The organism is Arthrobacter sp. P1_B3, from assembly GCF_056406615.1.
In genome coordinates this window covers 70,274-96,612 of the sequence record NZ_JBFTZV010000005.1, presented here as the reverse complement: position 1 = coordinate 96,612, position 26,339 = coordinate 70,274, and the positions used below count along the sequence as shown (strand labels likewise).

The following is a 26,339-nucleotide window of genomic DNA, read 5'->3' as shown; positions in this document are numbered from 1 at the left end:
GGTCAGGAAACGCATGCACCGCACCGAGACAAGGCACGTCAGCGTTCAAGCGCACCGGGACAAGGTGCGCGCACTGCTCGCCCCGCTCCGCACCGAGGAACGGGTGGAACGGCTCCCGCTGCTCGAGGCCTTGGGCCGGGGACTTGCCGCCGACATCCTGGCGCCGCTGGATCTTCCCCCCTTTGCCAACTCGCAGATGGACGGCTTCGCGATCCGCAGCGCCGACGTGCCCCACGGCGGCACCGAACTGCGCGTCGTCGCGCCCGTCCCGGCCGGTGCCGCACCGGCAGAACTGGCCGCCGGCACGGCCGCCCCAATCATGACCGGCGCGATGATGCCGGCCGGGGCCGACGCCGTCGTACCCATTGAGCAGGCCGTGCCCGATTCCTTCCCCGCGCCCGGGGAGCCCGCCACGGTCCACCTGCCCGCCGCGGCTGCCGGAACGTTTGTGCGCGGTGCCGGCAGCGACATCCGCTCCGGTGAGCTCGCCCTCGGGGCGGGGACCTTCCTTGGCCCCGGCCAGCTGGGACTGCTGGCGGCACTGGGCTACACGGATGTGCCCGTCCGTCCCTTCCTGCGGGTTCTCCTGGTCACCACCGGCGACGAAGTCGTGGAACCGGGCAATCCGCTGGGACCGGGCAAGATCTTTGACTCCAACGGCACCCTGCTCGAGTCCTCCATGCGCCAAGCCGGGCTTCAGGTCACACGGACCGGGGTTTCCACGGACCGACCGGATGAGCTCGCCGCGTTGCTGCGCCGGCATGTGCCCGCCGTGGACCTGATCGTCACAACAGGCGGCGTCAGTAAAGGTGCCTATGAGGTGGTCCGGCAGGCGATGGCCGGACACGACGTCGAGTTCGGCGCCGTGGCGATGCAGCCCGGCGGTCCGCAGGGGATCGGCACTTTCGACGGTGTCCCCGTGCTGGGGTTCCCCGGTAATCCGGTGAGCTGCCTCGTGTCCTTTGAAATGTTCCTGCGCCCGGTTCTCACGGAGCTTTTCGGCGCTCCGGCGCTCCGGCCCGCGGTCCGCGCGCGCCTCGCCGAACCGCTGACCTCCCCGCCGGGCAAGCACCAGGTCCGGCGCGGCACACTGGCCCCGGACGGCACCGTCCGGTTGGAGGGCGGTGCGGGCTCACACCTGGTCCACGCCCTGGCCCGTTCCAATGCCCTGGTCCATGTTCCCGAGGGGACAGCGGCGCTCGCAGCGGGCGACGAAGTGGAAGTATGGATCCTGTGAATGAAGCAGAATACCCTGAAGCGGATGCCGCACCAGCGGACCACCCCACGTCGGATATCACCCGCCTGACCCACCTCCGCCACGACGGCACTGCCCAGATGGTGGATGTGTCCAACAAGGCAGAGTCCACGCGGGAGGCCACGGCCACCGCGACTGTCCGCAGCACGGCCGAGGTCCTTGCCCTCCTCGGCGGCGGCGAGCTCCCGAAGGGCGACGCCCTGGCCGTTGCCCGCATCGCCGGGATTATGGCGGCCAAGAAGACGCCGGACCTGATCCCGCTGTGCCACCCGCTGCCCATCGCCAAGGTCACCGTTGACTTTGAGCTCGACACCGACTCCGTGACGGTGTTTGCCACGGTCAAGACCCGCGGCGTCACCGGGGTCGAGATGGAAGCGCTGACCGCGGCGTCGGTCGCGGCACTGAGCGTGTACGACATGATCAAGGCCGTGGACAAGCACGCGGTCCTGACCGATATCAAAGTGCTCGCCAAAAGCGGCGGCAAGAGCGGGGACTGGACCCTATGAACATGCCCGAACCGCACCGCCACGGCGAAGCCACCGGCCGGAAGGCCGGCGTCGTGATCGCCTCCACCCGGGCGGCCGCCGGTGTCTATGAGGACCTCACGGGTCCTGTGATCATCGATTGGCTTACCGAACACGGCTTTGAGCCGTTTCCTGCCATGGTGGTGCCTGACGGGGCGCCGGTGGGGGCCGCGCTCCGCGCCCTGCTGAGCCAGCAGCCGGCCGTCATCATCACCAGCGGCGGCACAGGACTGAGCCCCACTGACGCAACACCTGAGCAGACCCTGCCCCTGCTGGACCGGGAAATCCCCGGCATCATGGAAGGCATCCGCAGCGCCGGGGCGGCCAAGACGCCGATGGCCATGCTCAGCCGGGGCCACGCGGGCGCGGCCGGACAGACGTTCATCGTGAACCTCCCCGGATCGCCGAAGGGCGTGATGGACGGCCTGGGCGTGCTCGATCCCATTCTTGGACATCTTTGCGACCAGCTGGAAGGCAGTCATGGGCACTGAAACTGGATTTGAAATCGTGCACGCCGTGCTGAGTGCCGAGCCGATTTCCGTGGAGCAGGCCATCGCGGCGGTCGAGTCGGACACCGCAGGGGCGGTGGTCAGCTTCAGCGGCGTCGTCCGCAACCACGACGGCGGCAAGCAGGTTTCCCGGCTCAGCTACAGCGCCCACCCGACGGCGCACCAAGTGATGGCTGACGTCGTCGCCGCGCTCGTGGCGGAGCACTCGGTCCCGGCCGGCAACCAGGCGCTCGACGGATCCCCGGCTGCCGGTGCCGCCGGCGCCGACGAACGGCGGCACCAGCCGGTGCGGATCTGGGCGGCCCACAGGATCGGCATGCTGGAGATCGGCGATCCGGCCCTGGTCTGCGCCGTCTCGGCAGCCCACCGCGGCCAGGCCTTCGAGGTCTGTGCCGAACTCGTGGACCGGATCAAGGCCCAGGTGCCGATCTGGAAAGAACAGTTTTTCGCCGACGGCACGGTGGAATGGGTCGGAGCGGGGGAGTAAGCACGCGTTGGGGGTTGCCTCTCAGCCGAGGGTGGTGACCGGCAGCAAGTTAGCTCGCGATCAGGAGGAAAGGACCCTGCGCCGGACCTCGGCCCGGTCCACCCCCAGTTCATTGAGGAGCGCAGCCGCAGGGTCATGTTCCTCGCGGTCCAGCAGCGACAGCAGAAGATTCGCGGTGGTGATCTGTCGTGACTTCTGGTCAATGGTGTACCGAAGCATGCCTTCCATCACGGACCGGGCACCGGAGCTGAAGGGCGGCTTTTTTCCCCGGCCAGGCATAGTGACGCGTTCAAAGCCTTGGGCATCTATTCCGATTGACGCGAGTGCCGTGCGGTCAAGCGCCGCTGCCGCTGCCCTTGCCTGATCGAGTGTGACCCCAAGAATGCCGGCCGGACCGGGATCGTGAAGCGCCCCTAGCAGCAGATGGTCAGTGGGCGCGTCAATCCAGCCTGACAAGTGAGGGGCTGGTGTGAACCGTCGGGTCGGCGGGCTTGTAACCCAAGGCCGCCGGTTCCGGAACGCAGCGGCCCCGGCGGTAGGGTTGATGGCATGACCGAACAACTCTCAGTCGCCGTGCTGGGCGCCAACGGGCGCATGGGCGCAGAGGCCGTGAAGGCCATCGATGCCGCCGCGGACCTGACCCTCGTCGCGGCCCTTGGCCGCAACGACTCCCTCGACACGCTTGTCAGCTCCGGCGCACAGATCGTGGTGGACCTGACTGTCCCTGATAGCACCGAGGCGAACGTCCGGTTCGCCGTCGAACACGGCATGCACGCCGTGGTGGGCACCACCGGCTGGGATGCCGACCGGCTCACGGGGCTGGAGGAGCTCCTCGCCGCCCGGCCCGGCGTCGGCGTGCTCATCGCCCCCAACTTCGCCCTCGGCTCGGTCCTGGCCTCCGCCTTCGCCGCCAAGGCTTCCAAGTACTTCGAGTCCGTTGAAATCATTGAACTGCACCACCCTGACAAGGTGGATGCCCCCTCCGGCACGGCTGTGCGCACGGCGCAGCTGATCTCGGCCGAGCGCGCAGCCGCTGGCGTGCCTTCCAGCCCGGACGCCACCGCCACGGAGCTCGATGGCGCCCGCGGCAGCGACGTCGACGGTGTCCGCGTCCACAGTGTCCGGCTCAGCGGCCTGGTCGCGCATCAGGAGGTCCTGATGGGCGGGCCGGGGGAGCAGCTGACCATCCGCCACGACTCCTTCGACCGCGCCTCCTTCATGCCCGGAGTGCTGCTGGGGATCCGCAACGTCGCCGCACACCCCGGTCTCACGGTGGGACTCGACGGCTACCTGGACCTGGGACTCTGAGTCCGATGTCCGCCGCCTTGACAGCCCTGAAAGCCAACCGCACCAAGATCTGGGTGGGGGCCGTCACCCTGCTGCTTGTGTTCTACCTGGTGGTGTCACTTCAGCGTTCCGTGCTCCTGATGTCGGACCCCAGCCTCGTAGCGAAGGCGATCGGCGTCGCTTACCTGGTGCTGCCGGTCATCGGCGCCTGGGCACTGATCCGGGAGCTGCTGTTTGGCGCCCGCACCGAGAGGTTGGCGAAGATCCTCGAAGCCGAGGGTGGCCTGCCGGAGGACACTCTGCCCCGCACGCCCGCCGGCCGGATCATCCGCGAAGCCGCCGACCTCGAATTTGAGAAGTACCGCGCCGAGGCCGAAGCCGCCCCCGAGGACTGGCGTTCCTGGTTCCGGCTCAGCTGTGCCTACGATGCCGCCGGAGACCGCAAGCGGGCCCGCGCTTCGATGCGCGACGCCGTACGGATGTTCCGCGCCGGAGTGCAGAAGCCCTAGCCGAATTTAGCGCAAGCGCGTCGGCTGGCGGGCCAGGGCCGGCCGGTAGCTGCCCACCTGGTTGGCCGCATGGGTCACCCACTCCAGCGGCCCGCGCCACGCCAGTGACGCGAAGACCGCGCCAGTCACCAGCACCCCCACGGCCTGCGCCCAGTACACACCCTCCACGGTCCAGCCGGGCAGCAGCGGCTGATCGTGCAGGGCCGCCATGATGCACAGATGAGCTGTGTAGAGGCTCAACGTCATGGCCCCGGCTCCGCGCAGCGGGAGCAGCAGATCGAGTTCCAGCCAGTTGCCCAGCCGGCCCAGCAGAAGACACACGCCGATCACGGCGGCAGCTGTCCCCGAGGTGTGCAACAAATCCAGTGTGGTGCCGGCGTGCGGTGCACTGGTGGCCAGCCACCACGCTGAGCCTGACTGTTCGACGCCGGCAAGGTTGACCTGCAGCAGGCTCTCCAGCGGGTAGGCGGGATCGCCAATCTGCGCCTCGAGCGCCTGCCTGCCGCCCCAGTCCTCCATCATGACTATCCCCAGCCACTTGGAAATGACGGCCACCGCGGTTCCGGCGGCCAGCAGCAGGAACGGCACGGCTGCTTTGGACAGCGCCATCCGGCCGATCACCAGCCCCACGAGGAGATAGGCGATCCACTGCAGGACAGGGTAGTAGCCCGTGAGGAAGAGGTCGCCAAGCAGTCTTGCCGGTGTGGGCAGGTCCTCCCAGCTGGGGTTATGCCCCAGCCGCAGGGGCGGATCGGCGGACAGCAGCCAGGGCCGCAGCAGGTAGGCCAGGACAGGGGCTGCCAGGATCCAGAGGGCCGCGAGTGCGATCAGGCGTCTCACCCCGAGCCCGATGAAGGGCAGTACGCACACGAACAGGAGGGCATAGTGCACCAAAATTATGGCGATGTTGACTTCCAGCCCGCCCAGGGAGAGCCCGACGGCGCCGATCACGAGCGCCCGTAGGGCGATGCCCCGGCGGGCCGCCCAAAGCTCGGGGCCCTGGAGCGGCTGCTGCTTCCCGGTGGACAAGGCGAGGCCGACTCCGGCCAGCACCGCGAACAGTGCGGCTGCCCGTCCGGAAAACGCAAGCCCGATCCAGGTGGGCGTGAGCTGCGGGTCCGACTCAAAGGTCGCCAGCACGTGCGTGGCCATCATGGCCAGCAACGCCAGCCCGCGTGCGGCGTCAATGCCGGCCAGCCGGGCGCCGGAGGAGGGGCCCTTGACTGTCCGGGAAGCAGTGGTCGTTCCGCGCGCGGTCATCATCTGATCGTCTCATGTTCGGCCGGACCACAGCTCCAGCCCTTCTACGAAAGGGTCTTGTATTCGAATATATGTTCGAATACGATGGGCGCATGAACAACGCCTCAGAGTCTGCCTTCCTGAACCCGGAATTTGGGGACCGAGAATTCACAGGCCCAGATTTCCTAGGCCGGGAAGTTACAGGCCGACAATTTCCGGGCCCCGGCCCTTCGGGCCCTCGCCCGTCAGGCCCTGATCGGGCCAGCACCCCGCCCGGCGGACGGACCTGCGGTGGTGAGTCGGGGGCCGGTGTCCTCAAAGCTATGAGCCCCGGCGTCGTGGACTTCCTCTTCCGGCGCTTGGTCGCCGGCGAGCCGGCCGAGGACGTTCAGTGGGGCAGGGAAGGCACGGCGTTGGCTGTGCAACCGCCGGGAGCGGAGCTTGCCCGCCGGCTGGCCGAGACCGACATCGACGCCCTCACTCCAACAGAGTTGTTCCACTACGTGCGGGCGGCCCAGCGCCTTGCCGCTTGGGCGGAGGAACTTCGGGAAACCGCCGTCGGGCGTTACTGCTCGGCATCATCGGCACCCTCCGGCGGCGCCGCCGCGTCCACCTGACTGCCATCCAGGCCGCCTGTATGACCTGCCGTCCTGGCCGCCGGCGGGACCTGAGGGGCAAGGGCTGATCATCGAAAGAGGAGGTGCTTAGGATGGCAGGGTGACCACTGGCTCGATTACTGCGCTGACGCTGTCCGCCGTCCAATACGAGGCCCTGGAGGGCGGCATTGCCGCCAACGTGCCCGAACACATCCGGCTGATCGAAGACGCCGAGTCGCACGGAGCCCGGCTGGTAATCTTTCCCGAGCTCTCACTGACGGGTTACCGGCTGGACCTGCTGGAGGGGCCGGGGGAGTGGCTGAGTGCTGCAGACGGGAGGCTGGACGGCATCCGGGAAATCTGCCGGCGCACCGGAATAACCGCCGTGGTCGGAGCCGCGTTCCAGGAGGAGGACGGCACGCCGCGGTTGGCTTCCCTCGCAGTCCACCCTGGAGGCACCATCGAGACCAGTTTTAAGACGCACCTGCACGGTCCGGAGCAAGGTCTCTTCGTGGCCGGCAGCCACCCCGCCGTCCTTGAGATCGACGGCTGGAAGGTCGCCTTGGCAATCTGTTTCGACGCCGACCGCCCCGGCCACGCGGAATGGGCCGCGGAAGCCGGTGCGGACATCTATGCCGTCTCGGCTCTCTATACTGCCGGAGAAGACCACAGGCTGGGGCTGCACCTTGGCGCCCGCGCCATGGACAACCGGATGTTCTCCGTCCTGGCGAACCTGGCAGGCGCCACGCCGCTCGGAGCCTCCTGCGGTCTGAGCGGCTTTTGGGGCCCTGACGGGCTTCCGTTCCGGCAGGCGGCCGGCACCGGCACCGAGGTGTTGACCGCGAGCCTCCAGTACAGCGTCCTGGCGCGGTTTCGGCGGCACTGACTCCGGCCGGAGGGCCTAAACGTGACGTGTGGGCCGGCGACTTTGACGTTCGTCACACCATCGCCATTGTCCTAACATGCCGCGGACAAGGTAACGTTTTTCATATGGCTGACTCTGATATTCGCTCTTACACGTTCGGGACCCTCGTGACTGCCATGGTCACGCCATTCACAACGGACGGTGAGGTCGACTACCGGCAGTCGGCGGAACTGGCGAGCAAGCTCGTCGACGACGGCAATGATGCCCTCGTTATCTCCGGCACCACGGGGGAGACCTCCACGCTGGAAGACGACGAAAAAGAGAAGCTCTTCCGCGTCATCGTCGAGGCCGTCGGCGACCGCGCCAAAGTCATCGCCGGAACCGGAACCAACCACACCTCGCACTCGATCGAGATGGCCAAGCGCGCCGCCAAGGCCGGAGCACACGGCCAGCTGATCGTCACGCCGTATTACAACAAGCCAAGCCAGGCCGGCATTCAGGCGCACGTCGAGGCCGTGGCCGACGCCGCCGACCTCCCCGTCATGGTCTACGACATCCCCGGCCGCGCCGGCGTGCCCATCCTGCCCGAGACCATGATCCGGCTCGCCGACCACCCCAAGATCGTTGCCCTCAAAGATGCGAAGGCAGATTTCGCCGCGGTCACGCGCGTTCTGGCCAACACCGATCTTGATGTCTACTCCGGCGATGACGGCCTCACGCTGCCGTGGATGGCCGCCGGCGCCGTCGGGCTGGTCAGCGTCTCCGCGCACGTCGCGACGCGGCAATTCCGTGCACTGATCGATGCCGCACTTGCAGGCGATTTTGCTACCGCCCGCACCATACATTTCGAACTGGACCCCGTGGTCCGCGCAGTGATGACCCACATTCAGGGTGCTGTCGCTGCCAAGCAGGTTCTTAAGTGGCAGGGAGTCCTGCCCAACTCGGTTGTCCGTTTGCCCCTCGTGGAGCCGGGCGAGGCCGAGATCGCAACCATCCGCGAGGATTTGGCGGAAGCGGGCATGGTCTTTTCCTGATCCGGAGCCACTCCTGATCGTTAAGAGCCAGCCCGGCCTCCGCCTGGAAAGTAGTGCACTATGACCCAAACCGCCCTTCCCGGCCTGACCACGCCGCCCCGCCTCCCGAAGAACACCCTGCGGATCGTTCCGCTCGGCGGACTCGGGGAAATCGGTCGCAACATGACCGTCTTCGAGATCGATGGCAAGCTCCTCATCGTTGACTGCGGCGTACTCTTCCCCGAGGAGACCCAGCCCGGCGTCGACCTGATCCTGCCGGATTTCTCCTACATCGAGAACCGTCTCCAGGACATCGTCGCCGTCGTCCTGACCCACGGTCACGAAGACCACATCGGCGCCGTCCCCTACCTCCTGCGCCTGCGCGCCGACATTCCCATTGTCGGTTCACAGCTCACTTTGGCCCTCATCGAGGCCAAGCTGCAGGAACACCGGATCAAGCCCAACACGAAGATTGTCGTCGAGGGCCAGGTCGAGAAGTACGGGCCCTTCGAATGCGAGTTCGTCGCCGTCAACCACTCCATCCCGGACGCCCTGGCCGTGTTCCTGCGCACCTCGGGCGGCACCGTCCTGCACACCGGTGACTTCAAGATGGACCAGCTGCCGCTGGATGGCCGCATCACCGACCTCCGGCACTTCGCCAAGCTGGGCGAAGAGGGCGTGGACCTGTTCATGTCGGATTCGACCAACGCCGACGTCCCGGGCTTCACCACCGCCGAGAAGGAAATCGGACCCACCCTGGACCGGCTGTTCGGGCAGGCCTCCAAGCGCATCATCGTCGCCTCCTTCTCCTCCCATGTGCACCGCGTCCAGCAGGTCCTCGACGCCGCCGCCAACCACAACCGCAAGGTTGCTTTTGTGGGCCGCTCCATGGTCCGGAACATGGCCATCGCCGCGAAACTGGGCTACCTGGAGGTGCCGGCCGGAATCCTGGTCGACATCAAGAACATCGACAACCTGCCGGACAACCGGGTCGTGCTGATGTCCACCGGCTCCCAGGGTGAGCCGATGGCGGCCCTGTCCCGCATGGCCAACGGCGACCACCGCGTCGTCGTCGGCGAGGGCGACACCGTCATCCTTGCCTCGAGCCTGATTCCGGGCAACGAAAACGCCGTGTTCCGCATCATCAACGGCCTGCTGAAGCTCGGCGCCGACGTCATCCACAAGGGCAACGCCAAGGTGCACGTCTCCGGCCACGCCGCCGCCGGCGAGCTGCTGTACTGCTACAACATCCTTGAGCCGCTCAACGCCATGCCGGTGCACGGCGAAACCCGCCACCTCATCGCCAACGGCAAGATCGCCCTCGAATCCGGCGTGCCGGAGGAAAGCATCCTGCTCGCGGACAACGGCACCGTGATCGACCTTCGCGATCACCAGGCCGACATCGTGGGCCAGGTCGAGGTCGGATTCGTCTACGTCGACGGCTCCAGCGTCGGCGAAGTCACGGAAGCGGACCTCAAGGACCGCCAGACTCTGGGCGACGAGGGTTTCATCTCCATCATCACCGTCATCCACCGTGCCACCGGCAAGGTGGTGTCCGGGCCGGAGATCCACGCCCGCGGCGTGGCGGAGGACGACTCCGTCTTCGACGAGATCATCCCCAAGATCAACGAGGCCCTCGAAGAGGCCGTACTGAACCGCACGGACCACACGACGCACCAGCTGCAGCAGGTCGTCCGCCGGGTCGTAGGCACGTGGGTCAACCGCAAGCTGCGCCGCAAGCCCATGATCATCCCGGTGGTCCTTGAGGCGTAAGCCTCAGTTGGTTCACCGGGCGTAGATCCTTCACACCTACCGGGCGCATGCCTGGTGAACGGCCTTCCCGGCCAACCCGCAGCGTGAGCGCCGCGGGAGGCCGGGGAGGCCGTTTTTCCGTTGCGGCCGGCGGCAACATGATCCAGGATGCCCCGGAAATTCGGGGTTTTCGGCCCGGCATCCGGTACCGTGGCGGGTATGGCGACTCGTACTTCTTCCGCGCCTAGAGGAAACTCAAGCGGCAAATCAGGCAGTTCTCCCGGCCGGGGGTCCAGTCCCGCCGCATCCAAATCCGCCCGGCCGCGGGGCACCGCAGGTAGAACCGCAGCCACCGCGCGGACCCGGCAGTTGGCCGTAGTAGAGCCGCACCAGCCCTGGGTTGTCCGGGTGTTGGCCGGTGCATGGCTGGGCATCGCCCACGTGATCGGCGCCGGCATCAGGCGCGTCGGCCACGACGTCAGCGACCTCGCTCCCGAGGACCGCCGCGACGGTGCCGCCCTGTTCAACCTGGCCTTGGGAGTCTTCGTTGCCACCTTCGCGTGGTGGGGGTTCCAGGGCTGGTTGCCCGATGCCATCTTTGCGATCGTCAACGGCACTTTCGGCTGGATGTCCCTGCTGCTGCCGCTCATGCTGTTCGTGTGCGCCTTCCGCCTGTTCCGCCAGCCCGACGACGGCCGCGGCAACAACAGGATCGGCATCGGCTTCCTCATCATGACGTTCGCCGGATCCGGCCTGGCCCACATCATCGGCGGCCAGCCGACGGTCGCCGACGGCTTCGACGGCCTGCGCAGGGCCGGCGGCATGCTCGGTTACCTCGCCGCCGCCCCGCTCGCTGCCCTGCACACCGCAGTCCCGGTCGCGGTGTATGGCCTGCTGGCCTTCACTTCGCTGCTGATCGTCACCGCGACCCCCTTCGGCGCCATCCCCGGCCGCCTGCGGGACGCCTACGAGCACCTGATGGGCATCGACCTGCAGGACGACGACGCCGGCGACCGCCACGACCGCAGCTACCTGTACGAGAACGACGCCCCGGCACCGGCCAAGAAGAAGCGCAAGCGCCTCTTCGGCAAGGACCACGACGACGAGTCCGGCCTGGAAGGCTACGTCGGCGACGAAGCGTTCGAGCGGGCGGTCATCGCAGATGAGGAAGCAGCCGGCGAGGCGCCTTCTGCCAAGGGGGCGAAGGGCGCCAAGGCGGGCGCCGGTGTCGCGCCCGGTGTGCGCCGTCCCACCCAGGCCGAGATCGCCGTCGAAAAGATCAAGGCCGCCCAGGGCCTCGGCACCGCAGGGTCCATTGGCGAGAACGCCACCGAGGCCATCCCCCTGGTCACTCCGGGGATGGTGGCCGCAGGATCGCTCAATCCCACCGCCGCCGCGGCCGCCGCGAAGGTCCCCTCCAACCCGGTGGCGCCGGCACCGCTGCCCACCCCGATTCCGCAGCGCACCGAACAGCTCTCCCTGGCCGGCGACGTCACCTACACCCTGCCGGCGTCGGACGTGCTCACGCCCGGTTCCATCCCCAAGGAACGCACCGAGGCCAACGACGCGATTGTCGCCTCGCTCACCGAGACCCTCAACCAGTTCAACGTGGAAGCCCAGGTCACCGGCTTCAGCCGCGGCCCGACCGTGACCCGCTACGAAATCGAACTGTCCCCGGGCACCAAGGTGGAGCGGGTCACCGCCCTGTCCAAGAACATCTCCTATGCGGTCGCCAGCTCGGATGTGCGCATCCTCAGCCCCATCCCGGGCAAGTCCGCCATCGGCATCGAAATCCCCAACACAGACCGCGAAACCGTGTCCCTGGGCGACGTGCTCCGCAGCCAGAACGCCCGCCGCACCGACCACCCCATGGTCATGGGCGTCGGCAAGGACGTCGAGGGCGGGTACGTCGTGGCCAACCTGGCCAAGATGCCGCACTTGCTCGTCGCAGGTGCCACCGGAGCCGGCAAGTCCTCGTTCGTGAACTCGATGATCACCTCGATCCTGATGCGGGCCACCCCGGACGAGGTCCGCATGGTCATGGTGGACCCGAAGCGCGTGGAACTTACGGCCTACGAAGGGGTCCCGCACCTCATCACGCCGATCATCACCAACCCGAAAAAGGCCGCCGAGGCCCTGCAGTGGGTGGTCCGGGAAATGGACGCCCGCTATGACGACCTCGCCAATTACGGCTTCAAGCACATTGACGACTTCAACAAGGCCGTCCGGGCCGGCAAGGTCCACCCGCCGGTCGATTCCAAGCGCGTCATCAAGCCGTACCCGTACCTGCTGGTGATCGTGGACGAACTCGCTGACCTCATGATGGTGGCCCCGCGCGACGTCGAGGACTCGATTGTCCGCATCACCCAGCTGGCCCGCGCGGCCGGCATCCACCTGGTCCTGGCCACCCAGCGCCCGTCAGTGGACGTCGTGACCGGCCTGATCAAGGCGAACGTGCCCTCCCGCATGGCCTTCGCGACCTCCTCCGTCACCGACTCCCGGGTGGTCCTGGACCAGCCGGGCGCCGAAAAACTCATCGGCCAGGGCGATGCCCTCTTCCTGCCGATGGGAGCCTCGAAGGCGATGCGCGTCCAGGGCGCCTGGGTCACCGAGTCCGAGATCCACAAGGTGGTCGAGCACGTCAAGGGCCAGCTCAAGGCCGTCTACCGCGACGACGTCGCTCCCGAGGCGCAGAAGAAGCAGATCGACGACGACATCGGGGACGACCTCGAGGTCCTGCTCCAGGCCACCGAGCTCGTGGTCACCACCCAGTTCGGTTCCACATCGATGCTGCAGCGCAAGCTCCGGGTCGGCTTCGCGAAGGCCGGGCGCCTCATGGACCTGCTCGAGTCCAGGGGAGTGGTGGGACCCTCCGAGGGTTCCAAGGCGCGCGACGTGCTGGTCAAGCCGGACGACCTCGCCGCCGTGCTGGCCGCGATGAAGGGCCAGGACGGCCCGGTGGCCGCTGACTCGCAGACCGCGGCCCTGAGCGATAACGCCAACGCGAACATCGGCCAGGGTGGCTACGCGGAGGACCTCGTGGCGGCTGACCTGGAGAACCGCACCCAGGCGATCGACTACCACGACGGCGCCGACGGCGGCTCCAATGACGAGGACGGTTCAGAGGACGCCTGGTCGCTCACCGGCCGGTAGGGTGCAGAGACGGTAGCCTAGGAAGGTGAATAGCGCCGAAGCCAACGCCGGATCCGCCTCGCGGATCTGGAACCTGCCGAATATCCTCACGATGCTGCGGATTGTGCTGGTGCCGGTCTTCGTCTGGTTCCTCATCCTCGACGCCCCGGGACTGCAGGCGCAGAACGGCGTCTGGCGCTGGGCCGCCGCCTTCGTTTTCGCCGTGGCCATCTACACGGACAAGCTCGACGGCGACATCGCCCGCTCCCGCGGCCTCGTCACCGACTTTGGCAAGATTGCCGACCCGATCGCCGACAAGCTCCTGATCGGCTCCGCGCTGGTCATGCTCTCGCTGCTCCAGGAACTGCCGTGGTGGGTCACCATCCTGATCCTGGTCCGGGAGTGGGGCATCACCGCGCTGCGGTTCTTCGTTATCCGCTACGGCGTCATTCCGGCCTCGCGCGGCGGGAAGCTTAAGACGGTGGTGCAGACAGTGGCCATCTTCCTGTACGTCCTTCCGCTGGCATCCATGGCCCCGTGGCTGAGCGTTGTGGCGTTCGTCGTGATGATGGCTGCACTGGCCATCACACTGTGGACCGGGGGCGAATACGTCATTGAGGCCCTCAAGCTGCGGGCCGCCGGCATCAGGGCAGAGAAAGAACGGGTAAGGGAAAACGAGCAATGAACTATCCGGAGCCCAGTCATCCCAACCTGCACCCGAACCTGCACCGCCTGGCGGAACAGGCCGTCACCGGCGCCCTCGGCCGCGGCATGACTGCCGCCACCGCCGAATCCCTCACCGCCGGGATGGTCACCGCCGTGCTGGCCGACACGCCCGGCGCCTCCGGGATGCTGCAGGGCGGTGTGGTGTCCTATGCCAACAAGGTCAAGGCCGACGTCCTGGGCGTCCCCGGCGAACTGCTCGACGCCGTCGGCTCCGTGGACGGCCAAGTCGCCGCGGCCATGGCCGACGGTGCGCGCCGCATCTGCGGCGCCGATATCGGTGTGTCCACCACGGGCGTGGCCGGGCCCGAACCGCACGACGGCAAAGCGGTGGGCACGGTCTTCATCGGCATCGCCACAGCGGGGGGATCGACGTCGTACCCCTATTCGTTTGAAGGCAGTCGCGCCGAGATCCGCGCACTCGCGTGCGGTGCCGCACTGGAACGTCTGCTGGAGGCCCTATCTTCCGAAGGCTACCGGGCGTAAAGTTGCCGGGAACAAAAGTTGATTCCGAATAGTTGTTACATTGTGTCGCTTCCAAATAAGGGAGGCGCCTAGGATGAAGTCATCAGCAGAGTCCGCCCCCACCGGCGGACTCGACAGTACGAGGAGCAAGGCGATACAGATGGTAAAGCAGCCCGTATCCGTTAACGGCGTTGTCCGCTGGAAGGATGTGGGCCTCGCCGATCAGGCCAAGAGCGAACAGAAGGAGCGCAAGATGGTTGTACTTCGTCACGAAATCGGTGATGTCCTGCGCGATGTCCGCCAGCGCCAAGGCCGCACGCTCCGCGAAGTCTCGCACAGCGCCCGTGTTTCCCTGGGCTACCTGAGCGAAGTGGAACGCGGCCAGAAGGAAGCCTCCTCGGAGTTGCTGTCCTCGATCTGCTCGGCCCTCGATGTTCCGCTTTCGAGCATGCTCCGCGAAGTCAGCGACCGTGTTGCGGTCGCCGAGGGCGTCGCGGTTCCGGACACCGTCCCCCAGGAGTTCGCGCAGCGCTACGGCCGCGACCTCGACCGAGAGCTCAACTCCGACCTCAACGACGAGCTGGCGAAGGGCCTCCTTTCCGGAGCCCGCTAAACGCCAACTCACCCAAGACGCAAGAAAAGGACCTCCGGCTCAGGCCGGGGGTCCTTTGATGTGTTCGTCCCGGGGGAACCCGTCGCGTTCGTAGGTGGCATTGAGTTTCGCCATATACATGGCAAGGGCCTGCAGGTCCTCGGCCGGCCACTCTGCCAGACGTTCCCGAAACACCTCACGGCGGGCGTCCTGGACCTGGTGCATCCTTTCCTCGCCTTCAGGCGTCAGACGGATGGACTGCGCCCGGCCGTCCAGGGGGTCCGCCTCCTTCGACACCAGGCCGAGGCCCTCGAGGAAGGCGATCTGCCGGCTCACCGAAGGCTTGCCGACGCCGATGCAGGATGCGAGGTCAGTCAGCCTGATGGGGCCCTGCTTGCGGATCACGCTGAGCAGCCCGTAGGCGGCCGGTTCCATGTCCGGGTGGACCTGGCGCGAGAGCTGGTGGGAAATCGACCGGCCCCGGCGCCAGAGCAGACTCAGCTGGTTCTCGACGGCGTCCAGTGCGGCGTCCGTGCCGGCGTTTCCGGGAGAGGAATCTCCCGCGGACTCAGTTGGGTTGCTCATGGCAACCATTCTAGAGTCCTGGGCCGTGAGAGACTTTACCCGTGCGAATCAGTGACTTTTGGCGGCTTATGGACGACGAGTTCGGGGCCGGGTACTCCCGTGTCCTGAGCAGCTCGCTGGTCCTGGCTGGGGTCGGCGGACGCACAGCGGACCAGGCCCTCAGTGCCGGCGTTCCTCCCCGCCAGGTGTGGCTTGCCCTGTGCGACGTCCAGGACGTCCCGCCGGAGCGCCGCCTGGGCCGGGACGTCAAACCCCGCGACACCACCGGACCGCGCTGACGGCCGACACGCCGCTGGCGTGGGCCGACGCCTGACACGCCGCCCGCTTGTTCGAATATCTGTTCGGATAGCGATATGCTTTTTTTCAGAGCGTTTTCCACATAAGTGGGTGCCTCGACAACTTTGTCGGAGGGTGCCAGTAGCGTCAGTGATGACAGACGAAGGGCCCACAGGGCCACTCCACAGCGAGAAAGTATTAGAGGTGTGAATCATGGCCGCAGCCCCGGATCGCCAGAAGGCGCTCGACGCAGCGCTTGCCCAGATTGACAAGCAGTTCGGCAAAGGCTCGGTCATGCGCCTCGGCGATGAAGTCCGTGCGCCCATCGAAGTCATCCCGACCGGCTCCATCGCATTGGACGTCGCCCTGGGAATTGGCGGCCTGCCCCGCGGCCGCGTCGTGGAAATTTACGGTCCGGAATCGTCCGGTAAGACCACGGTTGCGTTGCACGCGGTAGCCAACGCCCAGCGCCAGGGTGGCATCGCCGCCTTCATCGACGCCGAACACGCCCTCGATCCGGAATACGCCGCGAAGCTGGGCGTCGACACCGACGCGCTTCTGGTCTCCCAGCCGGACACCGGCGAGCAGGCACTGGAAATCATGGACATGCTCATCGGTTCCGGTTCCCTTGATGTCATCGTCATTGACTCGGTGGCCGCCCTCGTTCCCCGCGCGGAAATCGAAGGCGACATGGGAGACAGCCACGTGGGCCTGCAGGCCCGCCTGATGAGCCAGGCCCTCCGGAAAATCACCGGCCGCCTGAGCCAGACGAAAACCACGGCCATCTTCATCAACCAGCTGCGCGAAAAGATCGGTGTCTTCTTCGGCTCCCCGGAAACCACCACCGGTGGTAAGGCGCTGAAGTTCTACGCCTCCATCCGCATCGACGTCCGCCGGATCCAGACCCTGAAAGAGGGCGCGGATTCAGTCGGTAACCGCACCAAGGCCAAAATCGTCAAGAACAAGATGGCCCCGCCCTTCAAGATCGCCGAGTTCGACATCATTTACGGCCAGGGCATTTCCCGCGAGGGCGGCATTATCGACATGGGCGTTGAGCACGGCCTGATCAAGAAGTCGGGCTCCTGGTTCACCTACGACGGCGACCAGCTGGGCCAGGGCATGGAGAACTCCCGCCGCTTCCTGCGCGACAACCCGGAACTGGCGGCCGAACTCGAACGCCTGATCAAGGAAAAGCTCGGCGTCGGCGTGAAGGCCCCGGCCGAAACCGAAGAGTCGCCGAAGCTGAAGGCCGTTGACGGCTTCTAACGCAGGAGCGAACCGTGGGTCAGGGTTCCGTCAGAGGAACCCTGACCCGGACGGCGCTGCCGACCCGCATGCCGATTCCCACGGTTCCCGTGGGTTCCGCAGGTCGTCCGGCTCAAATGCACCGTCTGCGGAACTGGATCCGGACGCGGACCCCGCAGCGGTCGCTCGCGCCATCGTGCTGCGGCAGCTGACGAATTCGCCCAAGAGCCGGCTGCAGCTCTCGCGCAAGCTGGCCGAGCGCAACGTTCCCGAGGACGTCGCCGAGGCCGTGCTGGACCGCTTCGAGGAAGTACGGCTGGTTGACGACGCCGAGTTTGCCGACATGTGGGTCCGCAGCAGGTCCCAAACGCGCAAGCTCGCCAAGGGGGCCTTGCGGCGCGAACTGGCGGACAAGGGCATCGACCCGGAGATTGCCGCCGGCGCGCTGGATCAGCTCAGCGACGCCGACGAAGAATCGGCGGCCCGTGAGCTCGTGGAGCGCAAACTGCGGGGATTCACCGGCGGTGAGGACCGTGCGGAGCGCGACAAGATCACGCGCCGCCTCGCGTCGATGCTCGCCCGCAAGGGATACCAGCCTTCGCTTGCCTTCCGGATTGTGGGCGAGGTGCTCGACGCCGTTACCGCCCGTGCCAGGGGCGGGGATTAGGGCCACCGGTCCGGGGTCTGCGCAGGCCTGGCCACCGCCCCTTACCCGTTACCCTTAACAAGTGAGTTTTACCATTCCTTCCCCAGCGGCCAGCACGACTTCTCCAACAACGCCTCCGGCAGTGCCGCCAGCGGCGCCTGCGACATTCGATGCAGACCCGGCTGCCGCAACGGAAAGTTCCGGACCGGCCCAGCCCCGCACTTACCAGGTGCGCACCTTCGGCTGCCAGATGAACGTGCACGATTCCGAGCGGATGGCCGGCATGCTCGAAGCCGCAGGCTACGTTCCGTCCGCCGGCGAGCTGGCCGACGTCGTGGTCTTCAACACCTGCGCGGTCCGGGAGAATGCCGACAACAAGCTGTACGGCAACCTCGGCATCCTCGCCCCGGTCAAGGCAGCCAACCCGGGAATGCAGATCGCCGTCGGCGGATGTCTCGCCCAGAAGGACCGGGAGACCATCCTCAAGAAGGCGCCGTGGGTGGACGCCGTGTTCGGGACCCACAACGTCGGTGCCCTGCCGGCGCTGCTGGATCGGGCCCGCCACAACAACGAGGCCCAGCTGGAGATCCTCGAATCGCTGGATGTCTTTCCCTCGACTCTCCCCACCAAGCGGGACTCCGTCTATTCGGGCTGGGTATCGATCTCCGTAGGCTGCAACAACACGTGCACCTTCTGCATCGTCCCGGCGCTGCGGGGCAAGGAAAAGGACCGTCGCCCCGGTGAGATCCTGGCCGAAATCCAGGCGCTCGTGGACGACGGCGCCATCGAAGTGACACTGCTGGGCCAAAACGTGAATTCCTACGGCGTCGAATTCGGCGACCGGCAGGCCTTCTCCAAACTTCTGCGCGCGTGCGGTGACATCCCGGGCCTGGAGCGCGTCCGCTTCACCAGTCCGCACCCGGCCGCCTTTACCGACGACGTCATCGACGCCATGGCCGAGACCCCCAACGTCATGCCGCAGCTGCACATGCCCCTGCAGTCCGGCTCGGACAAGGTCCTCAAGGATATGAAGAGGTCCTACCGCTCCACCAAGTTCCTCGGCATCCTGGACAAGGTCCGTGAGAAGATCCCGCACGCCGCCATCTCCACGGACATCATCGTCGGGTTCCCCGGCGAGACGGAAGAGGACTTCCAGGCCACGCTCGACGTCGTGGAGAAGTCCCGGTTCGCCACCGCCTTCACCTTCCAGTACTCCAAGCGGCCAGGCACGCCTGCCGCGGACCTCCCGGACCAGCTGCCCAAGGCCGTGGTCCAGGAACGCTTTGAGCGCCTCACGGCCCTGCAGGACCGCATTGCCGCAGAGGAAAACGCCCGGCAGCTTGGCCGCCGCGTCGAGGTCATGGTGACAGCCCAGTCGGGCCGTAAGGCTCAGGAAACCCACCGGCTCTCCGGCCGGTCCCAGGACCAGCGGCTGGTGCACTTCTCCGTGCCCGCCGGCGCTGAGGTGCCCCGGCCCGGCGACCTGGTGACGGTCACCATCACGGAGGCGGCGGCGTTCCACCTCATCTCCGATCCTGCCTCGGCGGAGGACTACAGCCTGCGCCGGTCCCGTGCCGGTGACGCCTGGGACCGTTCCCAAGCCGATTCCTGCGGCGCCCCGGCTCCGGCCAGCGCGAAGGGTACCTTCGGCGTGTCGCTGGGCATGCCCAGCCTCCCGGTCCGCGGCCGTTAGCGCCGTGCCGGGCCCGCAGGGCACCGCCCAGGCCACCGCGGCGGCCACCGCGGAAGCCACGGTGCCGCAACAGGCTGCACGGCCGGCTGCGCCGCCGGTGATCGCCGTCGTCGGTCCCACGGGCTCCGGCAAATCAGACCTGGCCGTCGCCCTTGCCCTCGAGCTCGACGGGGAAGTCATCAACGCCGACTCGATGCAGTTCTACCGTGGCATGGATATCGGCACCGCCAAGATCACCGACGCCGAACGCCGGGGCGTGCCCCATCACCTCCTGGACATTCTGGACGTGACCGAGGAAGCGTCCGTCTCGGACTTCCAACAGCAGGCCCGTGCCTTGATCGACGATATCCACGGCCGGGGAAAACGGGCCATCCTGGCCGGCGGCTCGGGACTGTACGTCCGCGCCGCGCTCGACGTTCTGGAATTCCCCGGCACGGATCCGGACATCCGACACCGGCTCGAGATGGAACTGGCCACGGCGGGACCCGCGCCGCTGCGGGAACGCCTGGAGGCCGTGGACCCGGTGTCTGCGGGCAGGCTGGGTGACGACCGCAGAATCATCCGCGCCCTGGAAGTCTTCGAACTCACCGGCCGCCCGTTCAGCTCCTTCATGCCGGACCGCGAGTACTTCCAGCCTGCCATCCAGATCGGCCTCGACGTTGACCGGGAACTGCTCCGGGAGCGCCTGGCCCGCCGCGTCCACGCGATGGTGGACCAGGGGCTGCTGGACGAAGTCCGCCGGCTGGACGCCGCAGGCCTGCGCAACGGCAGGACCGCGCCACGGGCCCTCGGCTATGCCCAGTTCCTCAGGGTCCTCGACGGTGACTCCAGCCTGGAGCGGGCCGCGGACGAAACAATCATCGCGACCCGGCAGTTCGCGCGCCGCCAGCTGACCTGGTTCCGCGCGGATCCCCGGGTCACCTGGCTGGGCTGGCACGATCCTGACCTGGTGGCCGAGGCCGCCGCACTGTGCCGGGCGACGCCCGTCCTGCCGCCGGCGTAGCGTTCGGGTCTCGGTGCCGGAGCGGTCAGGGCGGAACGGTAACCTTGGACCATGGACGAATCCCAAGCCGGAGCCGCTGACCGTACTGCCGGCGATACCGAACCCCTCAGCGGTCTGAAGTTTTCCAAAGGCCACGGAACGGGCAATGATTTTGTCCTGATCGCCGACCCCAACGGCACACTCTCGCTCAGCCCAGAGCACGTCGCGGCGCTCTGCGACCGGCACCGCGGCATCGGCGGCGACGGCCTGATCCGCGCCGTACCTTCCAGGCTCCTGCCCGAGGGGCAGGAACTGTTGACCGCGCACCCGGACGCCGAGTGGTTCATGGACTACCGCAACGGCGACGGTTCGCTGTCCGAGATGTGCGGCAACGGAGTCCGCGTCTTCGTGCACTTCCTCATCGCCGAAGGCCTCGTGGACCTTCCCGCCGGCGAGTCCCTCGTCATTGGAACCCGGGGCGGTGCCAAGACAATCGTCCGGACCGCTGCGGGCTACGCCGTGGACATGGGCCCCTGGGAGTTCATTTTCCCGGGCGAGGCGACCGCACGGGCCATGGATTCGCTCGTCAGCGCCGAGGGGCTCGAAGTCGCACGTCCGGCCCTTTCCGTCAGCATGGGCAACCCGCACACAGTGGTGGCCCTGGCCGAAACGGCCGAACTCGAGGCCACACAGCTGTTCACGGCCCCCCGGGTGGACCCGACTCCGCCGCACGGCACCAACGTCGAATTCGTTGTACCGTCCGAACCGCTGGTCCACGACGGCACCGGCACCATCACCATGCGTGTCCACGAGCGGGGAGTGGGGGAGACCCAGTCCTGCGGCACCGGCGCCTGCGCCGCCGCCGTCGCGATTCGCCACTGGGCCGGCCAGGGCGCACCGGACGCGTGGAACGTCCACGTTCCCGGCGGCGTCGTCGGCGTGAAATTCTTCCTGGGCCCGGAGGGGCACGAACACGTCGAACTCAGCGGCCCGGCCGTGATCGTCGCTAGCGGGACGCTTTCCTGACCCGAAGGATCCGGAATGACTTCGACGTGCTCTCCCGGGTCACGTTGAAGCTGGAGTCGAGCTCAGCCGCCAGCCAGCGCTGCAGCGAGTCCGAACCGAGGTTCTTCTGGACCACGAGCCAGGCCGATCCACCCGGTGCCAGCCTGGGAATCCACAGGCGCAGGAGGGCATGAAGCTCATCCTTGCCGATCCGGATCGGCGGGTTGGACCAGATCGTGTCAAAGCGCACTTCGGGGTCCACGGCGTCCGGCGTGCTGGCGGTGACGTTGCTCAGCCCCAACAGCCCGGCGTTTTCGTTGGTGAGGGTCACGCAGCGTTCGTTCACGTCCACTGCGTAGACGTGTGCGTGCGGCGCCCGCAGGGCCATGGTCAGGGCGATCGGCCCCCAGCCGCAGCCGATATCCAGCAGGTTGCCCTGCGGCGCCGGAGCCGGGACGTCGGCGAGCAGCACGGCCGTTCCCTTGTCGATCCCGTCCGGGCTGAAGATCCCTGAGGACGTCTGCAGCCGGCGCGTCTCACCGGCAAGATCCACGGTGAGCGGTTTGCGGGTGAAGGGCCCGGCCGGCTGGGCGCTGAAATAGTGTGCAGACTCCATAATGGGCCAGATTAGTTGGCGGCCCGGCCCAATGGGAAACCGGGAGGGAGCGTTGGCGTCTGCTAGGCTAAAAAACATGATCTTGATCTCCAAGTAGCCGGCACGGGTCTTGTCCCGTCTTGTAGCGACTCTGTAGCGACGCAGGTAAACGCCTTCCGCTGAGTGCGCCATCGCAAGGGTGAGTCTTCTCACCCGCGGGCGCCCCGCACCACTTGGAATCCAGCCGCTTTGCTGAGCACCTTGTTTTCCAGCACCGTGTTTTGCTGGCACCGTGCTGCTTGGCCCGCTCCCGGGCCCGGCTCGGCGGACGGCACCTACCTCACTGTGTTTCCACAGGCAGCGTTTCCCACAGCCAGGCGCATTTGCCGCCTCTACCTTCACCCAGCCACCGCTCCGGACGGAGCCAGCCCTGCCCCGGCACCGTTGCCGCGGGCATTCCAGGAGGCCTGCATGACCCCCCGCCGTCAGCCCAGCGCGAATACCGCCCCACAGAGCAACAATCGGCACTATTCTGAAAGTGCCGAACCCTTGAAGGAGACCATGACCAGCCACCCCAACACCGGACCCGATTCAGCAGCCCAGGACATGAGTCCTGAGGAGATCCAGGCTGTAATCGACCGGATCCTTTCCAAGGACACCCCCGCCCCGGGCGCAGGCCGTGGCAGCGGCTCCGGAGCCGGCACCAACGGAGGCGCCGGTGCGGCCGGCGGCCCGACGTCGGTGCTCGGCAAGGCACAGGCCATCTCCCGCCTGGACGAGGTGTACACCAACTTCGACGGCGACCAGCAGGATCTTGAGGAACGCCACGCGCTGCGCCGCAAGGCTGGCCTGTCCACCGAACTCGAAGACGTCACCGAGGTCGAATACCGGCAGCTGCGCCTTGAACGCGTCGTCCTGGCCGGCCTCTGGACCGAAGGCACCCTCGCGGATGCCGAGAACTCCCTGCGCGAACTTGCGGCTCTCGCTGAGACAGCAGGCTCCGAGGTCCTCGACGGGCTCGTCCAGCGGCGGGCCAAGCCGGATCCCGGAACCTTCCTCGGCTCCGGCAAGGCGCAGGAACTGAAAGCCATCGTGATGTCCACCGGCGCCGACACCGTAGTGGTCGACGCCGAACTGGCCCCGTCCCAGCGGCGCGGACTGGAGGACATCGTCAAGGTCAAGGTCATTGACCGCACGGCCCTGATCCTGGACATCTTCGCGCAGCACGCGAAGAGCCGTGAAGGCAAGGCGCAGGTGGAACTGGCCCAGCTGGAATACCTGCTGCCGCGCCTGCGTGGCTGGGGCGAGTCGATGTCCCGCCAGGCCGGTGGCCAGGTGGGCGGCGCCGGCGCCGGCATGGGCTCGCGTGGTCCCGGTGAAACCAAGATCGAACTGGACCGCCGCCGGATCCGCACCCGGATGGCCAAGCTGCGCCGCGAAATCGCCGCCATGAAGCCTGCCCGGGAAACGAAGCGGGCCAACCGCCGTCGTAATGCGGTGCCCTCGGTGGCGATCGCCGGATACACCAACGCCGGGAAGTCCTCGCTGCTGAACCGGCTCACCGACGCCGGGGTCCTGGTAGAAAACGCCCTGTTCGCCACCCTGGATCCGACCGTCCGCAAGGCCGAAACCGCTGACGGGCTGGGATACACCCTGGCGGACACCGTGGGATTTGTCCGGTCCCTGCCCACCCAGCTCGTGGAAGCATTCCGCTCCACGCTGGAAGAGGTGGCCGACTCGGACCTGATCCTGCACGTCGTGGACGTCTCGCACCCGGACCCCGAAGGCCAGATCGCCGCTGTCCGTACGGTCTTCAGCGAAGTCGACGCGCGCAAGGTTCCGGAAATCATTGTCCTGAACAAGGCCGACGCCGCAGACCCGTTCGTGGTGGAGCGGCTCAAGCAGCGGGAGCCGCGGCACGTGGTGGTCTCGGCCCGCACCGGTGAAGGCATTCCGGAGCTGCTCAAGGCCATCAGCGACGGCATTCCTCGGCCGAGCGTGAAGCTGGAACTGCTGATCCCGTACAACCGCGGGGACCTGCTCAGCAAGCTTCACGAGACCGACGCCGAGATCCTCAGCCTCGACCATGAGGAAACCGGAACCCGTGCCGTGGTGATGGTGCGTGAAGGACTCGCCGCTGAACTGGATCCCTTCATCAGCAATGACTGAGGCAGCGGTGACCAGGGCTGAGGCCGAACCTTCGGACGTTGAACCTGCGGACGTTGAATTGCCCGACGCTGAACCCGCGGACGCGGGAACTGCAGACGCCGATTCGGTTGCCGGTGCGGCCGGCGAGGAGTTCGTGGTGAAACTTCTCGACCGTGCCGTGTCCGGCATGGGCGGCCAGAGCCGCGATGGCCAGCACGAAATGGCCCGGCAGGTGGCGCGCGCGATAGACAGCGGCGACCACCTGTTGGTCCAGGCCGGCACCGGCACCGGCAAATCGCTGGCTTACCTGATTCCGCTGATCGCCCATTCGCTGACCAGCAACAAGCCCACCCTGGTGTCCACCGCAACCTTGGCGCTGCAGACGCAGATCGTGGGCCGGGACCTGCCCAGGCTGCTCAAGACCATCACCCCTGCCTTGGAACGGCCCGTCAAGGTCGCCCTGGTGAAAGGCCGGTCCAACTACGTGTGCCGGCACAAACTCGAGGGCGGTTTCCCGTCCGAAGAACCTTCCGAGGGACAGCTGTTTTCCCTTGGCGAGGACACGAGCGTGCCGCATTTCGCTGCCGCGCTTGGCGGGCCGTCCTCCCAGCTGGGCAAGGAAGTCGTCCGCCTCCGCGAATGGGCCGAGGAGACCGCGACGGGGGACCGCGACGAGCTCATGCCCGGCGTCACGGACCGGGCCTGGCGCCAGGTCTCGGTTACCTCCATGGAGTGCCTCGGCGCGCAGAAGTGCCCGCTCGCGGCCGAATGTTTCAGCGAGCTGGCACGGCAGAACGCCGCCGACGCCGACGTCGTGGTCACCAACCACGCCATGCTCGCCGTCAGCGCCTTCGAGGGTCTGGCGGTGCTGCCCGAGTACGACGTCGTGGTGGTGGACGAGGCGCACGAACTTCAGGACCGCGTCACGGGCGCGGTCTCAGGTCAGCTCTCCGTGGCGATGGTGCACGCCGCCGCGTCCGGGGCCCGGAAACATACGGGCATCACCGTGGACGCGCTGAACAATGCCGCGGCCCACCTGGAGCTGGCCATCGACGGGGTCCCCAGCGGGCTGATGCCCAACGGCCTGAACAGCGGGCAGTTGGACTGCATCGACCAGCTGCGCGACGCGTGCCGCGCCGCCCTGTCCGATTCCAAGGGCGACAGCTCCACGACGGCCGACGGCGGACGCCAGCTGGCGCGCTCACGCCTGATGGTCATCCTGGAACTCTGTGAGCGCCTCCTGGCCGCGCGCGAAAACCGCGAAGTAGTGTGGTTCTCCCGCAACAGCAGCTTCGACCCGGTGCAGGGCTACTCCCAGCCGGACGAGAGCGCGCCGGCCCTGATCAATGTTGCCCCGTTGAGCGTCGCGGGGCGTTTGCGCGAGGGTTTGTTCGCGGACCACACCGTCATCCTGACCTCGGCCACACTGGCCATTGGCGCTGCCTTCGAGCCTGCAGCCGGAGGCCTCGGCCTCGTTGGCAATGGCGCCCCGAGCTGGACCGGAGTCGACGTCGGGTCCCCGTTCGACTATCCGAAGCAGGGTATCCTCTATGTCGCCCGGCACCTGCCCAAACCCGGCCGCGGGACTTCCCCCGAGGCCTTGGATGAGCTGGAGAAGCTGATCCGCGCTTCCCGTGGCGGTGCCTTGTGCCTGTTTTCCTCGCGGCGCGCGGCGGAGGAAGCCGCCGAGGCCATGCGGCCCCGGCTGGGCCTCAGCATCCTGTGCCAGGGGGAGTCGACCATGACGGCGCTCGTGCGGCAATTTGCCGACGAGCCGGACACCTGTTTGTTCGGCACAATGTCCCTCTGGCAGGGCGTCGACGTTCCTGGGGTGTCCTGCCGGCTGGTGGTTATAGACCGGATTCCCTTCCCGCGGCCGGACGACCCGCTGATGACGGCACGCTCGCGGGCCGTCGCCCAGGCGGGCGGCAATGGCTTCATGTCCGTCTCGGCCACGCACGCCGCCATTCGGCTCGCGCAGGGCGCCGGACGGCTGATCCGTTCGACGTCGGACAAGGGCGTGGTGGCAGTGCTGGATTCGCGGCTGTCCACGGAGCGCTACGGCGGATTCCTCCGCGCCGCGCTTCCGCCGTTCTGGCCCACCACCGATTCATCGATAGCCATGGCTGCCCTGGAGCGCCTGGCGAAGGACTCCGCGAACGGCTGAGTCCCACGTTGAAGCGGGAGCTGGCCGGGACTGAAGCCGGCGGCCTCGC

26 protein-coding genes are annotated in these 26,339 nt (G+C 67.2%); 22 read left to right on the top strand and 4 right to left on the bottom strand.

What is annotated here, in order from left to right; genetic code table 11:
- Positions 1–13: 13 nt before the first annotated feature.
- The 4 genes from AC1D2F_RS07190 to AC1D2F_RS07175 are packed head-to-tail and all read left to right on the top strand — an operon-like array spanning position 14 to position 2,775.
- Entirely contained in the window at positions 14–1,237 is a 1,224-nt protein-coding gene (locus AC1D2F_RS07190) for a molybdopterin molybdotransferase MoeA (protein WP_229992990.1), read from the top strand.
- A complete protein-coding gene (moaC, locus tag AC1D2F_RS07185; protein ID WP_476966463.1) occupies positions 1,225–1,761 on the top strand; it encodes a cyclic pyranopterin monophosphate synthase MoaC in 537 nt (178 codons plus the stop codon). The genes AC1D2F_RS07190 and moaC overlap by 13 nt, the downstream gene beginning before the upstream one ends.
- On the top strand, positions 1,758–2,270 hold the full coding sequence (locus AC1D2F_RS07180; protein WP_229992989.1) for a MogA/MoaB family molybdenum cofactor biosynthesis protein: 513 nt from the start codon (positions 1,758–1,760) through the stop codon (positions 2,268–2,270). The genes moaC and AC1D2F_RS07180 overlap by 4 nt, the downstream gene beginning before the upstream one ends.
- Positions 2,260–2,775: a molybdenum cofactor biosynthesis protein MoaE gene (locus AC1D2F_RS07175; protein ID WP_229992988.1), complete on the top strand. Its 516-nt coding sequence runs from the start codon at positions 2,260–2,262 to the stop codon at positions 2,773–2,775. Before AC1D2F_RS07180 ends, AC1D2F_RS07175 begins: the two co-directional genes overlap by 11 nt.
- A gap of 60 nt (positions 2,776–2,835) precedes the next feature.
- Here AC1D2F_RS07175 and AC1D2F_RS07170 read toward each other — a convergent pair whose 3' ends face one another.
- Positions 2,836–2,994 carry a hypothetical protein gene (locus AC1D2F_RS07170; RefSeq protein WP_476966462.1) on the bottom strand — a complete coding sequence of 53 codons (159 nt, stop codon included), beginning with the start codon at positions 2,992–2,994 and terminating at the stop codon, positions 2,836–2,838.
- A 330-nt stretch (positions 2,995–3,324) separates the two neighbouring features.
- Here AC1D2F_RS07170 and dapB point away from each other — a divergent pair, with 330 nt between their 5' ends.
- Together dapB and AC1D2F_RS07160 are read left to right on the top strand one after the other, a co-directional pair.
- Entirely contained in the window at positions 3,325–4,083 is a 759-nt protein-coding gene (gene dapB / locus AC1D2F_RS07165) for a 4-hydroxy-tetrahydrodipicolinate reductase (RefSeq protein WP_364747433.1), read from the top strand.
- A 5-nt stretch (positions 4,084–4,088) separates the two neighbouring features.
- Complete coding sequence (locus tag AC1D2F_RS07160; RefSeq protein ID WP_229992984.1) at positions 4,089–4,571, top strand: hypothetical protein; 483 nt, start codon at positions 4,089–4,091, stop codon at positions 4,569–4,571.
- Between the two features lie 6 nt (positions 4,572–4,577).
- On the opposite strand, the gene AC1D2F_RS07155 is transcribed toward AC1D2F_RS07160, so the two are convergent.
- The gene (locus AC1D2F_RS07155; protein ID WP_364747435.1) at positions 4,578–5,831 is read right to left on the bottom strand and encodes a heparan-alpha-glucosaminide N-acetyltransferase domain-containing protein; all 1,254 of its coding nucleotides are present in this window, start codon (positions 5,829–5,831) and stop codon (positions 4,578–4,580) included.
- Between the two features lie 302 nt (positions 5,832–6,133).
- Between AC1D2F_RS07155 and AC1D2F_RS07150 the strand changes: the two genes are divergently transcribed.
- From AC1D2F_RS07150 to AC1D2F_RS07115, 8 genes are all read left to right on the top strand, one after another.
- Positions 6,134–6,427, top strand: a complete 294-nt coding sequence (locus tag AC1D2F_RS07150; RefSeq protein ID WP_364747437.1) for a hypothetical protein — start codon at positions 6,134–6,136, stop codon at positions 6,425–6,427.
- 100 nt (positions 6,428–6,527) lie between these two features.
- Positions 6,528–7,292: a carbon-nitrogen hydrolase family protein gene (locus AC1D2F_RS07145; protein ID WP_229992973.1), complete on the top strand. Its 765-nt coding sequence runs from the start codon at positions 6,528–6,530 to the stop codon at positions 7,290–7,292.
- 104 nt (positions 7,293–7,396) lie between these two features.
- On the top strand, positions 7,397–8,305 hold the full coding sequence (gene dapA, locus AC1D2F_RS07140) for a 4-hydroxy-tetrahydrodipicolinate synthase (protein WP_229992972.1): 909 nt from the start codon (positions 7,397–7,399) through the stop codon (positions 8,303–8,305).
- A 60-nt stretch (positions 8,306–8,365) separates the two neighbouring features.
- Positions 8,366–10,057 carry a ribonuclease J gene (locus tag AC1D2F_RS07135; protein ID WP_229992971.1) on the top strand — a complete coding sequence of 564 codons (1,692 nt, stop codon included), beginning with the start codon at positions 8,366–8,368 and terminating at the stop codon, positions 10,055–10,057.
- Between the two features lie 198 nt (positions 10,058–10,255).
- Positions 10,256–13,189, top strand: a complete 2,934-nt coding sequence (locus AC1D2F_RS07130) for an FtsK/SpoIIIE family DNA translocase (RefSeq protein ID WP_229992969.1) — start codon at positions 10,256–10,258, stop codon at positions 13,187–13,189.
- Positions 13,190–13,214: 25 nt separating this feature from the next.
- Positions 13,215–13,853 carry a CDP-diacylglycerol--glycerol-3-phosphate 3-phosphatidyltransferase gene (gene pgsA, locus AC1D2F_RS07125; protein WP_290369337.1) on the top strand — a complete coding sequence of 213 codons (639 nt, stop codon included), beginning with the start codon at positions 13,215–13,217 and terminating at the stop codon, positions 13,851–13,853.
- Positions 13,850–14,377 (top strand): CinA family protein, encoded by a 528-nt coding sequence (locus tag AC1D2F_RS07120; RefSeq protein WP_229992967.1) that lies wholly within the window; start codon positions 13,850–13,852, stop codon positions 14,375–14,377. The genes pgsA and AC1D2F_RS07120 overlap by 4 nt, the downstream gene beginning before the upstream one ends.
- 139 nt (positions 14,378–14,516) lie before the next feature.
- On the top strand, positions 14,517–14,969 hold the full coding sequence (locus AC1D2F_RS07115; protein ID WP_066434909.1) for a helix-turn-helix domain-containing protein: 453 nt from the start codon (positions 14,517–14,519) through the stop codon (positions 14,967–14,969).
- A 39-nt stretch (positions 14,970–15,008) separates the two neighbouring features.
- Here the strand turns inward: AC1D2F_RS07115 and AC1D2F_RS07110 are convergent, their stop codons facing one another.
- The gene (locus tag AC1D2F_RS07110; protein WP_229992966.1) at positions 15,009–15,533 is read right to left on the bottom strand and encodes a MarR family winged helix-turn-helix transcriptional regulator; all 525 of its coding nucleotides are present in this window, start codon (positions 15,531–15,533) and stop codon (positions 15,009–15,011) included.
- Positions 15,534–15,574: 41 nt separating this feature from the next.
- On the opposite strand from AC1D2F_RS07110, the gene AC1D2F_RS07105 reads away from it, so the two are divergent.
- The 6 genes from AC1D2F_RS07105 (at position 15,575) to dapF (ending at position 21,401) form a co-directional block, all read left to right on the top strand.
- Positions 15,575–15,811, top strand: a complete 237-nt coding sequence (locus AC1D2F_RS07105) for a DUF3046 domain-containing protein (protein WP_026266606.1) — start codon at positions 15,575–15,577, stop codon at positions 15,809–15,811.
- Between the two features lie 211 nt (positions 15,812–16,022).
- Positions 16,023–17,075 (top strand): recombinase RecA, encoded by a 1,053-nt coding sequence (gene recA, locus AC1D2F_RS07100; protein ID WP_018774457.1) that lies wholly within the window; start codon positions 16,023–16,025, stop codon positions 17,073–17,075.
- A 175-nt stretch (positions 17,076–17,250) separates the two neighbouring features.
- A complete protein-coding gene (locus AC1D2F_RS07095) occupies positions 17,251–17,721 on the top strand; it encodes a regulatory protein RecX (protein WP_356815698.1) in 471 nt (156 codons plus the stop codon).
- Between the two features lie 61 nt (positions 17,722–17,782).
- On the top strand, positions 17,783–19,393 hold the full coding sequence (gene miaB, locus AC1D2F_RS07090) for a tRNA (N6-isopentenyl adenosine(37)-C2)-methylthiotransferase MiaB (protein WP_476966461.1): 1,611 nt from the start codon (positions 17,783–17,785) through the stop codon (positions 19,391–19,393).
- Between the two features lie 61 nt (positions 19,394–19,454).
- Positions 19,455–20,396 carry a tRNA (adenosine(37)-N6)-dimethylallyltransferase MiaA gene (gene miaA / locus AC1D2F_RS07085; protein WP_476966557.1) on the top strand — a complete coding sequence of 314 codons (942 nt, stop codon included), beginning with the start codon at positions 19,455–19,457 and terminating at the stop codon, positions 20,394–20,396.
- 51 nt (positions 20,397–20,447) lie between these two features.
- Positions 20,448–21,401 (top strand): diaminopimelate epimerase, encoded by a 954-nt coding sequence (dapF, locus tag AC1D2F_RS07080; RefSeq protein WP_476966460.1) that lies wholly within the window; start codon positions 20,448–20,450, stop codon positions 21,399–21,401.
- Here the strand turns inward: dapF and AC1D2F_RS07075 are convergent.
- On the bottom strand, positions 21,382–21,996 hold the full coding sequence (locus AC1D2F_RS07075) for a class I SAM-dependent methyltransferase (protein ID WP_229992961.1): 615 nt from the start codon (positions 21,994–21,996) through the stop codon (positions 21,382–21,384). The genes dapF and AC1D2F_RS07075 overlap by 20 nt on opposite strands.
- A 540-nt stretch (positions 21,997–22,536) precedes the next feature.
- On the opposite strand from AC1D2F_RS07075, the gene hflX reads away from it, so the two are divergent.
- The gene (hflX, locus tag AC1D2F_RS07070; protein WP_476966459.1) at positions 22,537–24,144 is read left to right on the top strand and encodes a GTPase HflX; all 1,608 of its coding nucleotides are present in this window, start codon (positions 22,537–22,539) and stop codon (positions 24,142–24,144) included.
- A complete protein-coding gene (locus tag AC1D2F_RS07065) occupies positions 24,137–26,290 on the top strand; it encodes an ATP-dependent DNA helicase (RefSeq protein WP_476966458.1) in 2,154 nt (717 codons plus the stop codon). The genes hflX and AC1D2F_RS07065 overlap by 8 nt, the downstream gene beginning before the upstream one ends.
- Positions 26,291–26,339: the final 49 nt, after the last annotated feature.

Bases quoted from the DNA above. Each gene is read 5' to 3' on its own strand.
- AC1D2F_RS07150 (WP_364747437.1), top strand. From the start codon at position 6,134: ATGAGCCCCGGCGTCGTGGACTTCCTCTTCCGGCGCTTGGTCGCCGGC.
- AC1D2F_RS07170 (WP_476966462.1), bottom strand. From the start codon at position 2,994: ATGCTTCGGTACACCATTGACCAGAAGTCACGACAGATCACCACCGCG.
- AC1D2F_RS07175 (WP_229992988.1), top strand. From the start codon at position 2,260: ATGGGCACTGAAACTGGATTTGAAATCGTGCACGCCGTGCTGAGTGCC.
- dapB (WP_364747433.1), top strand. From the start codon at position 3,325: ATGACCGAACAACTCTCAGTCGCCGTGCTGGGCGCCAACGGGCGCATG.
- AC1D2F_RS07075 (WP_229992961.1), bottom strand. From the start codon at position 21,996: ATGGAGTCTGCACACTATTTCAGCGCCCAGCCGGCCGGGCCCTTCACC.
- AC1D2F_RS07190 (WP_229992990.1), top strand. From the start codon at position 14: ATGCACCGCACCGAGACAAGGCACGTCAGCGTTCAAGCGCACCGGGAC.
- AC1D2F_RS07130 (WP_229992969.1), top strand. From the start codon at position 10,256: ATGGCGACTCGTACTTCTTCCGCGCCTAGAGGAAACTCAAGCGGCAAA.
- AC1D2F_RS07065 (WP_476966458.1), top strand. From the start codon at position 24,137: ATGACTGAGGCAGCGGTGACCAGGGCTGAGGCCGAACCTTCGGACGTT.
- AC1D2F_RS07115 (WP_066434909.1), top strand. From the start codon at position 14,517: ATGGTAAAGCAGCCCGTATCCGTTAACGGCGTTGTCCGCTGGAAGGAT.
- moaC (WP_476966463.1), top strand. From the start codon at position 1,225: ATGGATCCTGTGAATGAAGCAGAATACCCTGAAGCGGATGCCGCACCA.
- hflX (WP_476966459.1), top strand. From the start codon at position 22,537: ATGACCAGCCACCCCAACACCGGACCCGATTCAGCAGCCCAGGACATG.
- AC1D2F_RS07180 (WP_229992989.1), top strand. From the start codon at position 1,758: ATGAACATGCCCGAACCGCACCGCCACGGCGAAGCCACCGGCCGGAAG.
- AC1D2F_RS07120 (WP_229992967.1), top strand. From the start codon at position 13,850: ATGAACTATCCGGAGCCCAGTCATCCCAACCTGCACCCGAACCTGCAC.
- recA (WP_018774457.1), top strand. From the start codon at position 16,023: ATGGCCGCAGCCCCGGATCGCCAGAAGGCGCTCGACGCAGCGCTTGCC.
- AC1D2F_RS07110 (WP_229992966.1), bottom strand. From the start codon at position 15,533: ATGAGCAACCCAACTGAGTCCGCGGGAGATTCCTCTCCCGGAAACGCC.
- AC1D2F_RS07155 (WP_364747435.1), bottom strand. From the start codon at position 5,831: ATGACCGCGCGCGGAACGACCACTGCTTCCCGGACAGTCAAGGGCCCC.
- dapA (WP_229992972.1), top strand. From the start codon at position 7,397: ATGGCTGACTCTGATATTCGCTCTTACACGTTCGGGACCCTCGTGACT.
- dapF (WP_476966460.1), top strand. From the start codon at position 20,448: ATGGACGAATCCCAAGCCGGAGCCGCTGACCGTACTGCCGGCGATACC.
- AC1D2F_RS07160 (WP_229992984.1), top strand. From the start codon at position 4,089: ATGTCCGCCGCCTTGACAGCCCTGAAAGCCAACCGCACCAAGATCTGG.
- AC1D2F_RS07135 (WP_229992971.1), top strand. From the start codon at position 8,366: ATGACCCAAACCGCCCTTCCCGGCCTGACCACGCCGCCCCGCCTCCCG.